Raw genomic sequence first — 14,387 nt, forward strand, 5'->3', positions numbered from 1 at the left:
TAAGCATACGTCAAGCCATATGCTTATGCTATTTTGAAAATATCAATTAAAAACATCATTGAAAGACCATAATATGTTACTACAGCTACTAAATCATTTACCGTAGTAATTAAAGGTCCTGAAGCTACTGCCGGGTCAATTTTTATTTTGTGGAAAAACATTGGTATAACCGTTCCAACCATACTTGAAATAACCATTGCAACGATTAAAGCTGCTCCTACACAACCTGAAATCATAAATGAATTTAACCATCCATAGTTCTTAAATAAATGTATGTATACTCCAAGAAATGTAAGTGCCATTATTGCCAACAGTACTCCATTTAATAGCCCTATTTTTATTTCTTTGCTTAGTAATCCTATCTTCTGTTTTCCCGTTAGGTTTTCGTCCATTAAAACACGAATTGTAACTGCAAGAGACTGTGTTCCTACATTTCCCGCCATATCTAATACCAAAGACTGAAAACATATTACTATTGGAAGTATTGCTACAACAGATTCAAACATTCCAACAACTGAAGATACTGCCATTCCGAGGAAAAGCAAAGCTATAAGCCATGGAAGTCTCTTTTTTGTACTTTTAATTACACTTTCCTGCAAGTCATCCTCTTCTGTTAAACCGGCTAACTTAGCATAATCATCTCCCATCTCATCATCTACCATTTCTACAATATCTTCTGACGTAATTACACCAATTATAAATCTGTCTGCTGATAAAACCGGAATGGAATCCTCAGCGTATTCAACTATTCTATCTATGCAATCTTCAATTTTCTCATGTCCATATACAAACGGATACGAATGACTAATCAAATCATCTAACTTATCATATTCTCTGGCAATAATTAAATCCTTTAAATCTATTGCTCCAAAAAATTTTTTATTTTCATCCATCACATATATTGTTGTAATGTTATCATTCTCTCCTGCCTGTTTTACCAATTCGCTCATTGCCTGACGGATTGTGAGATTATTGCTTATACATACAAAGTTAGTTGTCATACAACTACCGATTTCGCTATCATCAAATGATAAAATCATTCTTACATCAGCAACTGCATCTCCATCTAACTTTTTTACAATCTCTTTTCTCTTTGAATCCTCTAAATGCTCAAGTACATCTACAGCATCATCAGAATCCATAAGGGAAATTACCTTAGCCGCACTCTCCACTGATAACTCATCAAAATATTGTCTGGTATTTTCTTCTAAATAGCTAAATATTTCAGAAATTCTTTTTGCACCTAAAATCGGATATAATTTTTTTCTTTCATCTTCCGATAATTTTTCCAACGCATCTGCAATATCATTTTCATGATAATTAGATATTTGTTCAAGTAATTCTTCTTTATCTAAATCACTTCTTATTAAATTTACAAGTTCTTCTACATAATTATTTCTTACAACTGTCTTTTCCATGTCAGCCTCCTCTTTACCTGCTTAATTTAAGCATACAAAAAACACTACTCCAGATTTCTCTTAAGTAGACCGTTTAGTTACATTGCTGTGACGTAAAGGCATAAATCTGATGCAGTGTTATTAAAGGCGTATATCTATATTATGTAGCTAAATAAGTCTCATAGATAGCCACATATTTATATGCCATCGCTTTTCACTGTATATATAACTTCGCCCTGTACTATCGCAACTATCCATGAAACTCACCTCCATTTACTTTCTTTTTCTCCGATATTCTAACACCGGATTCTGATAAATTCAACTTTCAAATAAATATTTACATAAATTTAACACATTCTTTTTATGATAATAATTTACATTTTACATTACTGATTTCTGCTGGGCAGAATAAATCGAAGCATTTCCATTAACTATGTACGCAACTGCACACACGATAACAAACGGTAACATATTTGTTCCTCCAAATACTTCTATTCCTATCATTATTGGTGCAATTAAAGTATTTGTCGCACTTCCAAATACCGCTGCATAACCAAGCGCACCACACACTATAGGAGATATTCCAAATAAGCTGCCTAAAACCACTCCTAATGTTGCTCCTATTGAAAACAGCGGTGTTACTTCACCACCCTGAAATCCTATTGCTAAGGTTACAATTGTAAATAGCAATTTTAAAATCCAATCATAATAATATACTTCATTTCCACCTAATGCCTCTGATATAAGATTTGTACCAAGTCCTGTATATCTTCCTGAAAAAATAAATAGAAGGCATATTGCAAGTGGAATAGAAATTATACCGATTCGCATGTATGGATTTGCAATTTTTTCACTCATAAATTTCTTTGATTTCTGTAAAAATACAGAAAAAAGTCTTCCTACAATACCAAATGCAATTCCTAAAACAATTATAGCAATTCCATTTTTTGCATCCGTCATATTAATTGTCTGATTTAAATTGACTTCAAACTTTTCAAGTCCTAAAGTATGCGATGTGAAAGAAGCGACAAATGCCCCTATCATTGCAGGAAGTATAGCTTCGTAATCCATATAGCCTGCAACTATTACTTCAATTGCAAAGAACACAGCTGTAAGCGGTGTCTGAAAAAGTCCACCAAATCCTGCTGCCATACCTGTTATAAGCATTACTTTACTATTATCAGGCATTTTTAATTTTTTTCCAAAAGCATGTGATAATGTTGCTCCTATCTGTACTGCCACACCTTCTCTTCCGGCACTTCCGCCAAACAAATGTGTTATCCATGTTCCAACCATTACAAGTGGTACAAGTGCTAACGGAATAGAATTTCTCTTTTGCTGCCTTGTTTCAAACACAAGGGTCATTCCTTTTAAACTAAGTTCATTAAACTTATGATACATCCATGTAATAAATAATCCGGCAATTGGTAAAAAAGGAAGTAAAAACTTATAATTTTTATTTCTAAAATCAGATATTTCTATCAATCCTCTTCCGAAAATTGTATCAATTATTCCTACAATTATCCCTACAATTATCGCCATTATTATGTACTTAAATACCAATATTGTTTTTATATCAACTTCATTTTTATCTTTCATTATGCCAACTTTATTTTCGGATTTCATTTTTCTTTGCTCCTTAATTTGGAAAGTATTTTAACTTCCAGTTACTTTCAATTTTTCTTCATTCTTTTCAATTCAGGCATTACTGTTGCAAGCATTGTAATAAAACACATACTTCCACCTATTACATTTGATATTGGTTCTGCCATAAACACACCATCTGTTCCCATATTAAATACATAAGGGAGTGTATATGTAAGCGGAGCTACAATAATTACCTTTCTTAGCAAAGAGAAAAATATTGCCTGTTTCTTTTTGTTTAATGATTTAAACACTGTCTGTCCTATGTACTGTAAATCCATAAATATGAATGCAGCAAAATATATTTTAAGTGCAGGCACTGCATCTTTAAATAATGTTTTATCAGAACTAAATATACCTATTATAAATTCTGGTTTTGTTATAATAATTCCCCACATAACAGCTGTATAGATAAGTACTAAGCACATCATTACTTTAATTGATTTCTTTACATTGTCTGCCTTCCCGGCACCATAATTAAAACTTAATATTGGCGACGCGCCCTCATTTATTGCATAAATAGGCGTTTCAATCATTTGTCTTGCACTTGATATAATTGTCATTACTGACACATATACATCTCCACCTGTAACAGATAAAACATTATTACAGCAAATTGAAACAAGACTATTTGTTAACTGCATAATAAATCCTGCCGTTCCAAGGCTTACAATATTTTTTGCAAAATAAATGCACTTTTTAATTTCTGTTTTTCGAATAAATCTGACTTTATATTCAGTTTTCTTTCTTAATATATAAAGCACAAAAACTGCAGACATAAACTGTGAAACAACTGTTGCAATTGCTGCCCCTTCAATTCCCATATTTAAAGCAAATATAAATATAGGATCAAGCACTATATTTGCAATCGCTCCTATGGCAACCGATATCATTCCCGTAGTTGCATATCCCTGTGCATTAATAAAAGGATTCATCCCGGTTGAAATCATAGATGGAATTGTTCCTATCAGATAAATTATCATATATGGATATGCATATGTAATCGCACTGTCTGATGCACCAAATAAATATAAAATTGGCTTTGCAAATAAAATTCCAACAGCCATTAAAATTATTCCGCCAAAACAAAGCATTGAAAAAGAAGTATTCATTATAATTGCAGCTTTTTCATTTTCTTTCATTCCTCTTTTAATTGAGAAAATTGGTGCTCCACCACTTCCAAACAGATTACTGAAAGCTGTTATTATTATAATTATCGGAAAACACAATCCAACTGCTCCTAAAGCAGTTGTTCCTATTTTAGGAATTCTTGCAATATAAATTCTATCAACAATGTTATACAAAAGACTTAAGATTTGTGCAATCAGCATTGGAATGGCAGCATTTAAAATATTACTTGTTATTTTTCCGTTTTCAAAATCTATTCGTTTCATAAAATAAAATTCCTGTTTTCTTCAAATTTTAATGTGTAATACTATTTAGTTCTAAAATAATTAGCATTAATCAATACATAAAGACTTAATTACTTTTAACCTAAATTTATTTTTCAATTTCTTTAAATATTAATACCGGCTTTGCATTTTCTTTATGCTCTCCGATTATTTTTTCCATCCAAACCATATTATACCATCTGTTAAACTTATAACCACATTTTTTAAACTCTCCAACAAATCTATATCCTAAATGTTCATGATAGCTTACACTGTTTTTAGTAAGATATTCATCTTCAACTTCAGGATATCCGATACATGCATATAAATTAGTAATATTTTGCTTTTTAAGTGCCTTTTCAAGCGTTTCATATAATTTTTTGCCACTCCCCTTATGTCTTGAATCTTTATCCATATATATTGTCATCTCAACCGCCCAGTCATAAGCTGCTCTATCTTTAAATGTATTTGCATATGCATATCCGATTATTTTTCCATTTTCTTCATATACAAAATATGGGTATTTTTCTGTTATTGTTTCTATTCTTTTTCTAAATTCATCTACCGTTGGTACATCATATTCAAATGTAATTGCTGTATTTTCTACATAATATGAATATATTCTTAATAGTTCTTCCACATCATCTAATCTTACTGTTCTAATCATTTTATTCTCCTGTAAAATATGTATAGCCCCCGCCCTTCGGTCGGCGGCTATTCGTCGGAAACATTTATATAAAATGAACTTCGTTCATTTTGTTTTCTCCTAAAATTACTAACTATATTTATTTTTATTATTGTAAAATCGTGACATAATTAAAAAAAGTGCATTTGTCACCGCCGGTCCAAATTTCCAAAGATATTTTACTTTAGAAGTGAAACTTATAATAGTAAAATATCTTTGAAAATTCAGGACTGTTGCGAGTGGCAAGCAGCGAGAGCGTTCTTTCTTTAATTATGTCACGATTTCACTTATAATTAAATTTTCAAATTATCATAAATACATTTTTTCAAAATCTCTCCATTATCTTTTTCTAATACTCTTCCTATTCCATCAGAAATGAATATATTTCCTTCTTTTCCTTTGGTATACATTGCGTTTAGTTTCTCCCAATCAACTACACATATCGGTTGTATGATATTTTCTTCTTCTCCATTTGTTATTAATGTATCTTCAGATGCATACGGACCATAGTCCTCTAAAAAATATGCAAATACTCCTGAAATTTCTTTGTTATGGTCATTTTCAATTCCATATAATCCTACAAATTTAAACCTCTCTATTTTAGGTATAAACTTTTTTCTTTTACCATCTTTATCTAATCTTAAAAGTTCTTCTGATAATTCTTTATAGGCACATTTTCTATAAGTATCTATACTTAATCCCGTGTCAAATTCATCTTTTGGAACACTTTCATATGTCATATGTCCTCCGAAAGTATCATATATATGACTATTCTTTTTGACATTCCTTCCTTTTTTTATTTGTTTTTCTGTTTTATCAGTTAAAATAATTTTCCCATCAGGAAGTACAGCTACAATAATTGAAGTAGCATGTAAAACAGGCGGATTTGTGTGTGCCTTTGTTCTATCTATTTTTCCTATTGTTAATATTTTATTGTCTTTTTGTTCTAAGATAGGTAAATATTCTATTACCATTTTATCCTCCACCATATATTCATAATTACAAACATTACTTTTATTTGTAATAAACTCCTTGTTTTTATTCGTCATCTCTTCAATCAACAAAGTTCTAACAATTATCCAATACTTATACATTTTTATGCTCATTATAACACACTTTCATTAATTTCAATTGCTAAACTCCTTCTTAAATTTTCCTCTTGACACGAGTCCGTAATCGGACTATACTTCTACGAGTACGAAATCAGACTTAAATTTAAAGAAGAGGATGGTAAATAATGAAAACAGATAATTATCCAAATATGAGTCCTGCACTCATCGAATTTAATCATATCTATAAAGATTTTAATGATATTTATCATGATTTAGCAATTAAGCTTAATATGTCAGACAGCATTTTTGATATATTTTATTATCTTTGCGAAGCCGGCGACGGTTGTATGCAGCGTGATATTTGCCGTTCTTCATGTCTTCCTAAGCAAACTGTTAATTCATCAATCAGAAAACTTGAACAACAGGGCTATCTTACATTAACACCCGGAAAAGGTCGTGGAATGTATATTTATTTAACTGAAAGCGGGAAGCAATTTGTTTCTGAAAAAATATATCCCGTCATAGAAATGGAAAATAACGCTTTTTCTTCTCTTAAAAATGAGGAATGTGAATTAATGCTTAAATTATACCGAAAATACAATTCTGCTTTAAGAGAAGAATTGTCAAAACTATAAGGAGATTATAATGCAAATACAATTATCAGATCATTTTACATTAAATAAATTATTAAAATTTGTTCTACCATCAATAATAATGATGATTTTTACATCCATTTATGGTGTTGTAGATGGTTTATTTGTTTCAAATTTTGTTGGGCGAACTGCTTTTGCAGCAATTAATCTTGTTATGCCTCTTTTAATGGGACTTAGTGCCATTGGTTTTATGATAGGTACCGGAGGTAGCGCCATTGTTGCAAAAACTCTTGGTGAAAATGAACCCGAAAAGGCAAATGAATACTTTTCATTTCTCGTTTACGCTACATTAATTGGTGGTTTACTATTCTCACTTTCAGGTTTCTTTTTCGTTAAACCTCTTGTAACCGCCCTTGGTGCCGAAGGTGAATTACTTAATAATTGTGTTTTATATGCAAGAATCAGTTTTGCATCATTAACGTTTTTTATGTTGCAAAATGTTTTTCAAAGTTTTTTCGTTACTGCTGAGAAACCAAAGTTAGGTTTATTTGTTATTATAGCTGCGGGTGTAACAAATATGATTCTTGACTTTTTATTTATTGCTGTTCTTAATTTTGGTCTCGCAGGTGCAGCTCTTGCTACTGTTTGTGGTGAATGCATCGGTGGACTTATCCCTATTTTTTATTTTTCAAGAAACAACAGCAGTAAATTAAAATTAGGAAAAACACATTTTAATTTAAAAATATTGATTAAGACCTGCACAAATGGTTCTTCTGAGTTAATGACAAATTTATCAAGCTCAATCGTTAATTCTATCTACAATTATCAGTTGATGAAATTTGCCGGAGAAAACGGTGTTGCAGCATATGGAACCATTATGTATGTTAATTTTATATTTATTGCAATATTCCTAGGCTATTCTATTGGAAGTGCTCCTATAATAAGTTTTCACTATGGAGCTAAAAATGATAATGAACTAAAGAATTTATTTAAGAAAAGCATTAGTCTTATTGGCTCATGGGGTATTATGTTATTTGTAATCGCACAATTAATTGCAGGACCTCTTGCCAAATTGTTTGTCGGTTATAACGCTGACCTATTTCTCATGACTAAACATGGTTTCCAAATATTTTGCTTTGCTTTTTTAATTAATGGCTTTAATATATTTGGTTCATCATTCTTTACTGCTTTAAATAACGGTTTAATATCTGCTGCAATTTCGTTTTTAAGAACGCTTGTATTCCAATTATCTGTAGTACTTATTCTTCCTATGATTTTGGGAATAAATGGTATATGGATTTCAGTAGCAATTGCAGAATTATTAACATTATGCGTAACTGTTACATGTTTAATTAGAAAAAGAAAAGTTTACCATTATATTTAAATATTTTTTACACATCGAAGTTTTCTTTTGGCAAAGCACTTATACAATGTTCTATGTTGGCAAAAAATATTCTAAATTTATAATTGTAAATCCTATGTATTTTCAATATTCACGTATATAAAAAATACGGGTATTCTAAGTTTGTGATATGTGTTCTAAATTTTTACACATATCAGTTAAAACCTGAATATCCGTATTTTTATTAATTTGTAATTATATCTTTTACATAATATTTTATTTTTAATAACTAATTACATTTTATCAAAACTATTTATTTGTAGTCATTTATTAACTTACTTTCTTTACTTTTGAATAAGCACCGTATGTTACTTTGCCATCAATAAGTTTATAAGCTCTTACTTTAACATAGTATGTCTTTTTAACATTTATTTTCTTAACTGTCACTGTAGCTTTTGATGTAATTACTGTCTTTGTTTTCTTAGCCACAAATTTCTTTGATGTTGAATATTTAATCTGATATCCTTTGACACCGGCCTGTTTTCTAATGGCAATCTTCATAGACTTCTTTGCTTTTTTAATCTTTGAAATCTTTGCTTTTGCCGGTGCACTTACAGTTTCTGTTGTAGGTGTTGTTACAGTAGATGTATTTGCTGTAGGTGTTTTGTCTGTTACAGGTGTAGTTACTTTTTTATTTGCAAGTAATTTATTCATTAATGAATCGTAAGCCTTTGCCAAATCATATGTAGCTTCATATGTTTCATATACATCGCTTCTGTCAACTTCTGTAGCCTCTGCATATTTATTTAACAATACATTTACCTTACCATTTGGATAAACTGTGTACTCGCTAAAATCAATGCTATCAGTTTTATCAATTAATTCATCTAAGAATTTATCAACGTTCTTATCCTCTAATGCAGGAACTGTAGATGGCTGTTTTCTTATGCTCTCTCCTGCTGTCTGTTCATAAGAATATGCAATTTCAATAAGCTTTTCTTCATTTCCATAACTTGTAAATAATGACATACCAAGTGGCATTTCTGTTTCATATCCATTATCCGGGTCAGCTTTAGCAAATCCCATTGGAATCATCATATCAGGTAATCCTGCTACAGGTCCAAAGTAATTTATATATGAAGCTGCATTATTTTTGTTGTTAGAAGTTGTTTCAATATCTGCCACATCTGTCTGTGATACATATGCAACTGCATCAATATCTTGCTCTTTCAAAATGTTAGAAATTGTTGTTCTGAAATTAACCATTCCATTCCAGCATGACTGCCAGTTTTCTGTAGTTCTTGGATTTGTCATTGTCGAAAAATCTTCAATTGGATTTCTAATACTTATATTAGTATAATCTTCTCCATATTTATAATTATTGATTAATTCATATGCAGTTTTAATAGGTGCTGCAGGTCCAAGCGATGCAAAGTATGTATCTAAATCCCATTCAAATACATTTGCATAAGGTGCTGCCTGTCTAAGAGAAGTAATAAGTGATTCAGGAATATACTGTGAAATATCTACTAATTCAGCGCCTCCTGCTTCCAAATTTTCCTTTGCTTTCTCAACCATGTCACTAATTTTACTGTCTAATTCTGTAGTTCTTTCACCCGCATCATAATCATCATTTGCCACATAATATCCAAATGAATTTGACAAATAACCTATTTTCTTTCCTTTTAAGCCATCTGCTTTAAGTCCTGATTCATATCCGTTTGCAGGTTTTAATGAATCTGCATTTGCATCAACTGTATAACTGTCATTAGCATCTGTTCCCGCAATTGCTGTCATAATTGTTGCCAAATCTTCTGCACTCCTACAAATAGGTCCTGTTACATCTCTATCTCCATTAAGCGGAACAACGCCATCAATTGATGTTAATCCTTTTGAAGGTCTTAAGCCATACAAATTAGAGAATGATGACGGACGTCTAATTGATGAACCTGTATCTGTTCCTAAACCTGCTGTTGCAAAATTTGATGTTATGGCAACTGCTGTACCTCCTGAAGAACCTGCTGCTGTTCTTTCTGTGTCGTATGCATTATGAACAGCTCCTCCTAATGTTGAACGGGAATTTGAACCACTTGATGCAAACTCAGACATATTTGCCTTTGCTAATATAATTGCGCCTTCTTCTTTTAATTTTTTAACCGCATAAGAGTCATCAGGTGCAATTGAATCTTTCAATGCCTTACATCCTGCACTTGTCGGCATACCTTCAACATCGTAATTATCTTTTACAATAATTGGGATACCATGAAGTTTTCCTTTTATTTTTCCTGCCGCTCTTTCCTTATCTAATTCTTTTGCCTCATCCAAAGCTTTTGAATTAATTGTAATAATAGAATTTAAATTAAGCGATTTATCGTATGCATTTATTCTGTCTATATACATCTGTACTAACTGCTCTGCAGTAAGTTCTCCTTTTTCCATTGCCGTTTCCAATTCACTAATGGAAGCATCCATTAAATCAATTGTAGTGAAAATACTTTCAAGTTTTCCTACTTCATTTGATGATGCACTTACTGTAGTTGCAACATCTGCATTTACTTTAACAGGACTAACAGTAACGCCGGGTATTGATGTTCCTACTAAAGCAATTGTCATCACAATTGTTCCAATACTTTTCTTTAACATTTCTTTTCTCATAGGCTTTTTTCTCCTTGTATAATATGTATTGTCGCATAACTTTGGTCAGCGGCTAATCATGGGAAACATTTGAAAATAAACTTCATTTATATTTGTTTCTTTCATGATTTAATAACGAAAAAAATAAGACGTTTTTCATTACACAATGTGCAAATCCAAACGTCCTTGTTTGTTATTTATTTCGTTAGGCGGTACTATAACATCATATTTTTTAATTGTCACTAATTTTTCATACTTTTTTTACTAAATTTACTTATCACATTCCTAAATAAACTATCCCCTTTCAAAATTAAAAATATAAATAAATTAAATAACTGTTTTAATTTATTTTTTCAACTACTACTTTGACTCCCTGAATTATAACGGTTGGCACAAATGCTAATGCAATTATTTCAATAATCTGAATACCCGTTAACGGAGCAATCATAAACATTGAATGCATAAATTTTACAAAAATTACAAATCCAAGCATTAAAGTTCCTATAGCAAATGCTGCTACACTCCATAAATTACTTTTAATTCCAATTTTAAAAATAGAGCTTTCACTTCTACAATTAAATCCATGAAATAATCTGGCAAGTGTTAATGTTGCAAATGCCATTGTACTTGCAGTAAGCGGATTAATCTTATCCCCTATATAAAAAGCACTTAATGTTACAGTTCCTATTAATATACCGTAAACAATTAACTTTATAGATATATTTCGTGTAAAAATGCCTGTCTTAGGATTTCTTGGTTTCTTCTTTAATAATAAGTTATCAGATGGCTCCATCCCAATTGCAAGTGCCGGCAATGAATCAGTAAGCAAATTAATAAATAGCAAATGAACCGGTTTAAATGGAACGTCTAATGCCATTAATGAACAATAAAGTACTACTAAAATAGCTGCCAAATTTCCGGATAATAAAAACAATATTGCGTTCAAAATATTTCTATATACATTCCTTCCATTTAAAACTGCTTTAATAATAGTTGCGAAATTATCATCTGCTAAGATCATATCAGCAGCGTTTTTTGAAACTTCTGTTCCTGTTATTCCCATAGCTATTCCTATATCCGCTTTCTTTAAAGCAGGCGCATCATTTACACCATCTCCTGTCATTGCAACTATATTTCCTTTGTGTTGCCATGCATCGACTATTCTTATTTTGTTTTCAGGTGATACCCTCGCATATACAGATACATTATCTAATACATTTTCAAGCTCATCATCCGTCATTTCATCAACTTCTTTACCTGTAAGTGCCACATCTCCTTCTTTATATATTCCTATAGATTTTGCTATGGCTGTGGCTGTTACTTTATGGTCACCTGTAATCATTATAGGCTTAATTCCTGCCTCTTTTGCTTTCTTTACTGCCTCCATTGATTCTTCTCTCGGCGGGTCTATCATTGAAACTAAACCTATAAAAGTATAATCATGCTCGCTTTTTGTTGATAAGCAATGGCACTCTTCACATTCCTTATATACAAATGCAAGAACCCTAAGTCCATTCTCCGAAAAAATTCGATTTTGTTTTATAATCTTTTCTTTGTCTTCTTTTGTTATTTTTCTGACTCCATTGCTTGTCGAAATATTTTCGATTCTATCAATTAAAACATCTACTGCCCCTTTTGTAAGGATAGTTGGTACTTTATGAATTTCATATTTGCTACTCATAAGTTTTCTTTCGGAGTCAAATGGAATTTCTTCTAATCTTGGCATCAAAATTCGTATATCTTCATCTGAAATTCCCATTTTATGCAAATCTGTTTTCTTAACCATTTCAAGCAAACAAGTCTCTGTAGGATCTCCAATATTATTTCCGCCCTGGATTGATGAATCATTATTTAAAATTGCATCATATAGCAAATACCTGTGTAACTGATTATTAACATCCAATTCTTCGGGAATAATGCATTGGCCATCTATATAGATCTGCTGTACAGTCATTTTATTCTGTGTTAGTGTTCCTGTTTTATCCGAGCATATTACAGAAACGCAACCTAAACTTTCCACTGCCTTTAATTCCTTTATAATTGCATTATCCTTTGCCATTTTTCTCGTTCCCATAGCCTGAACAATTGTTACTATTGAACTTAACGCCTCAGGAATTGCTGCTACAGCTAATGCAACTGCAAACATAAGTGAATCGAGTATTTTATTTCCCTGCCACAATGAAAGGCCAAACACAACAACACTTATTCCCATAATTATTAATGCAAGTTTTTTACTAAAATTATCAAGGCTTATCTGCAAAGGAGTCTTTTTATCCTGAGTCATATTCATTAAATCAGCAATTTTTCCCATTTCAGTATTCATTCCTGTAGCAGTTACTAAAACATTTGCCCTTCCATAAGTAACAAGACTTCCTGAATAAACCATATTGCATCTGTCAGCTAATGATACTTCACTTTGAATATTTTTATCAAATTTATCAACATTCGTTGACTCTCCCGTAAGCGAGCTTTCATTTACCTGCAATGAATAATTTTCAATTATTCTTCCATCGGCTACAATCATATCTCCAGTTTCTAAAATTAAAATATCCCCGGGAACAACATACTTAGATTCTAATTCCTGTTTTATTCCATTTCTAAGGACTTTTGTTTTAGGTGCTGATAATTCTTTCAAAGAATCTAATGATTTCTCAGCTTTTACATACTGAACAGTCCCTAATATTGCATTCATAACTATAACTACTATTATTACAACTGTACTTTCTGAATTTCCTGTCATCATAGACACTACGGCGGCTATAATAAGAATAATTACAAGCAAATCCGCAAATTGTTCTAAAAACACTCTTGCAACACTTTTTTTCTTTTTCGAAATTAATATGTTTTCACCATACTTTTCAAGATATTCACTTGCTTTTTCATCATTTAGTCCCTTCGAATTTCCATACTCATTAAATAATTCTTCTTTTGTTTTTTGATACACTTCTTTCATAGCAACCTCCTGATAATAAAAAAGAGACCTTTTGTGCATAAACATTGCACAAAAAGTCTCGTTTAACTTACTTAAATTTAATTAATTATCAAATGATAATCTTATAAATCAAAAATAGTTCTCTGACCTCCGGTTCTTATAGAACGTACTGACGAAAATCAGAACATGCATTGCATGCAACTACTCCCTCTCTGTTATAAAAAATTTATCATAATTTAGTATATGTGTCAATCAGAAAATATCCCCATATTTCGCCTAATTTTTGCTCTCTGTTTTCAAAATAATATTTTTCTATTGTATAACTATCTTTGTACTCTTCCAATCCTTTTAATCTTTTTATTCTGCGAAGTTTAATTCCACATACATCGCATATCTGCTCAATTCCTGCTTCCACAATTATATTTGACACCCTTATTTCTTTTGGTGCTCCAAATCGAAAAATAAAACCTATCAAAACATATTTTGGCGAAAGATTCAGACTCTCCTGCATGTTAAGCATCAAAAAGCTATTTACCCCCTCATAACCTTCATAGACAACTATTCCATAACAATAGTAGCAACCTTACCTGAACCTACTGTTCTACCACCTTCACGGAATTATTTCATCATTGTCTGGTATATCTTGTTTTATTTTCGTTGTTTCCATTGTGTATTGTTGCTGTTTATGTTGTCATTATTTCTACTTGCGTGAGAAAA

At 31.4% G+C, this 14,387-nt stretch carries 10 protein-coding genes; 2 read left to right on the forward strand and 8 right to left on the reverse strand.

Features of this window, described 5'->3' with window-relative positions; genetic code table 11:
* Positions 1–23: 23 nt before the first annotated feature.
* From mgtE to CCC31_RS00900, 5 genes are all read right to left on the reverse strand, one after another.
* Positions 24–1,418: a magnesium transporter gene (mgtE, locus tag CCC31_RS00880; protein WP_260978063.1), complete on the reverse strand. Its 1,395-nt coding sequence runs from the start codon at positions 1,416–1,418 to the stop codon at positions 24–26.
* Positions 1,419–1,778: 360 nt separating this feature from the next.
* Positions 1,779–3,023, reverse strand: coding sequence for a chloride channel protein (locus tag CCC31_RS00885; protein WP_363347128.1), 1,245 nt, complete (start codon positions 3,021–3,023; stop codon positions 1,779–1,781).
* Positions 3,024–3,070: 47 nt separating this feature from the next.
* Complete coding sequence (locus tag CCC31_RS00890) at positions 3,071–4,435, reverse strand: MATE family efflux transporter (RefSeq protein ID WP_290848933.1); 1,365 nt, start codon at positions 4,433–4,435, stop codon at positions 3,071–3,073.
* A gap of 106 nt (positions 4,436–4,541) precedes the next feature.
* A complete protein-coding gene (locus CCC31_RS00895; RefSeq protein WP_290848934.1) occupies positions 4,542–5,099 on the reverse strand; it encodes a GNAT family N-acetyltransferase in 558 nt (185 codons plus the stop codon).
* A gap of 311 nt (positions 5,100–5,410) precedes the next feature.
* Entirely contained in the window at positions 5,411–6,211 is an 801-nt protein-coding gene (locus CCC31_RS00900; RefSeq protein ID WP_290848935.1) for a hypothetical protein, read from the reverse strand.
* 143 nt (positions 6,212–6,354) lie between these two features.
* On the opposite strand from CCC31_RS00900, the gene CCC31_RS00905 reads away from it, so the two are divergent.
* Together CCC31_RS00905 and CCC31_RS00910 are read left to right on the forward strand one after the other, a co-directional pair.
* A complete protein-coding gene (locus CCC31_RS00905; protein WP_290848936.1) occupies positions 6,355–6,804 on the forward strand; it encodes a MarR family transcriptional regulator in 450 nt (149 codons plus the stop codon).
* A gap of 10 nt (positions 6,805–6,814) precedes the next feature.
* Entirely contained in the window at positions 6,815–8,146 is a 1,332-nt protein-coding gene (locus CCC31_RS00910; RefSeq protein WP_118565814.1) for an MATE family efflux transporter, read from the forward strand.
* Positions 8,147–8,434: 288 nt separating this feature from the next.
* Here the strand turns inward: CCC31_RS00910 and CCC31_RS00915 are convergent, their stop codons facing one another.
* The 3 genes from CCC31_RS00915 to CCC31_RS00925 form a co-directional block, all read right to left on the reverse strand.
* Positions 8,435–10,759: an amidase gene (locus tag CCC31_RS00915; RefSeq protein ID WP_290848937.1), complete on the reverse strand. Its 2,325-nt coding sequence runs from the start codon at positions 10,757–10,759 to the stop codon at positions 8,435–8,437.
* Positions 10,760–11,078: 319 nt separating this feature from the next.
* The gene (locus CCC31_RS00920) at positions 11,079–13,691 is read right to left on the reverse strand and encodes a cation-translocating P-type ATPase (RefSeq protein WP_290848938.1); all 2,613 of its coding nucleotides are present in this window, start codon (positions 13,689–13,691) and stop codon (positions 11,079–11,081) included.
* 208 nt (positions 13,692–13,899) lie between these two features.
* Positions 13,900–14,190, reverse strand: coding sequence for a hypothetical protein (locus CCC31_RS00925; protein ID WP_290848939.1), 291 nt, complete (start codon positions 14,188–14,190; stop codon positions 13,900–13,902).
* Positions 14,191–14,387 lie beyond the last annotated feature (197 nt).

This window comes from Eubacterium sp. LMAG:50, assembly GCF_008680265.1.
Taxonomy (GTDB): Bacteria; Bacillota; Clostridia; order Lachnospirales; family Lachnospiraceae; genus Eubacterium_U; species Eubacterium_U album.

Excerpts from the sequence above, each read along its gene's own strand:
- mgtE (WP_260978063.1), bottom strand. The coding sequence starts at position 1,418 with ATGGAAAAGACAGTTGTAAGAAATAATTATGTAGAAGAACTTGTAAAT.
- CCC31_RS00910 (WP_118565814.1), top strand. The coding sequence starts at position 6,815 with ATGCAAATACAATTATCAGATCATTTTACATTAAATAAATTATTAAAA.
- CCC31_RS00905 (WP_290848936.1), top strand. The coding sequence starts at position 6,355 with ATGAAAACAGATAATTATCCAAATATGAGTCCTGCACTCATCGAATTT.
- CCC31_RS00885 (WP_363347128.1), bottom strand. The coding sequence starts at position 3,023 with ATGAAATCCGAAAATAAAGTTGGCATAATGAAAGATAAAAATGAAGTT.
- CCC31_RS00895 (WP_290848934.1), bottom strand. The coding sequence starts at position 5,099 with ATGATTAGAACAGTAAGATTAGATGATGTGGAAGAACTATTAAGAATA.
- CCC31_RS00890 (WP_290848933.1), bottom strand. The coding sequence starts at position 4,435 with ATGAAACGAATAGATTTTGAAAACGGAAAAATAACAAGTAATATTTTA.
- CCC31_RS00900 (WP_290848935.1), bottom strand. The coding sequence starts at position 6,211 with ATGTATAAGTATTGGATAATTGTTAGAACTTTGTTGATTGAAGAGATG.
- CCC31_RS00925 (WP_290848939.1), bottom strand. The coding sequence starts at position 14,190 with ATGCTTAACATGCAGGAGAGTCTGAATCTTTCGCCAAAATATGTTTTG.
- CCC31_RS00920 (WP_290848938.1), bottom strand. The coding sequence starts at position 13,691 with ATGAAAGAAGTGTATCAAAAAACAAAAGAAGAATTATTTAATGAGTAT.
- CCC31_RS00915 (WP_290848937.1), bottom strand. The coding sequence starts at position 10,759 with ATGAGAAAAGAAATGTTAAAGAAAAGTATTGGAACAATTGTGATGACA.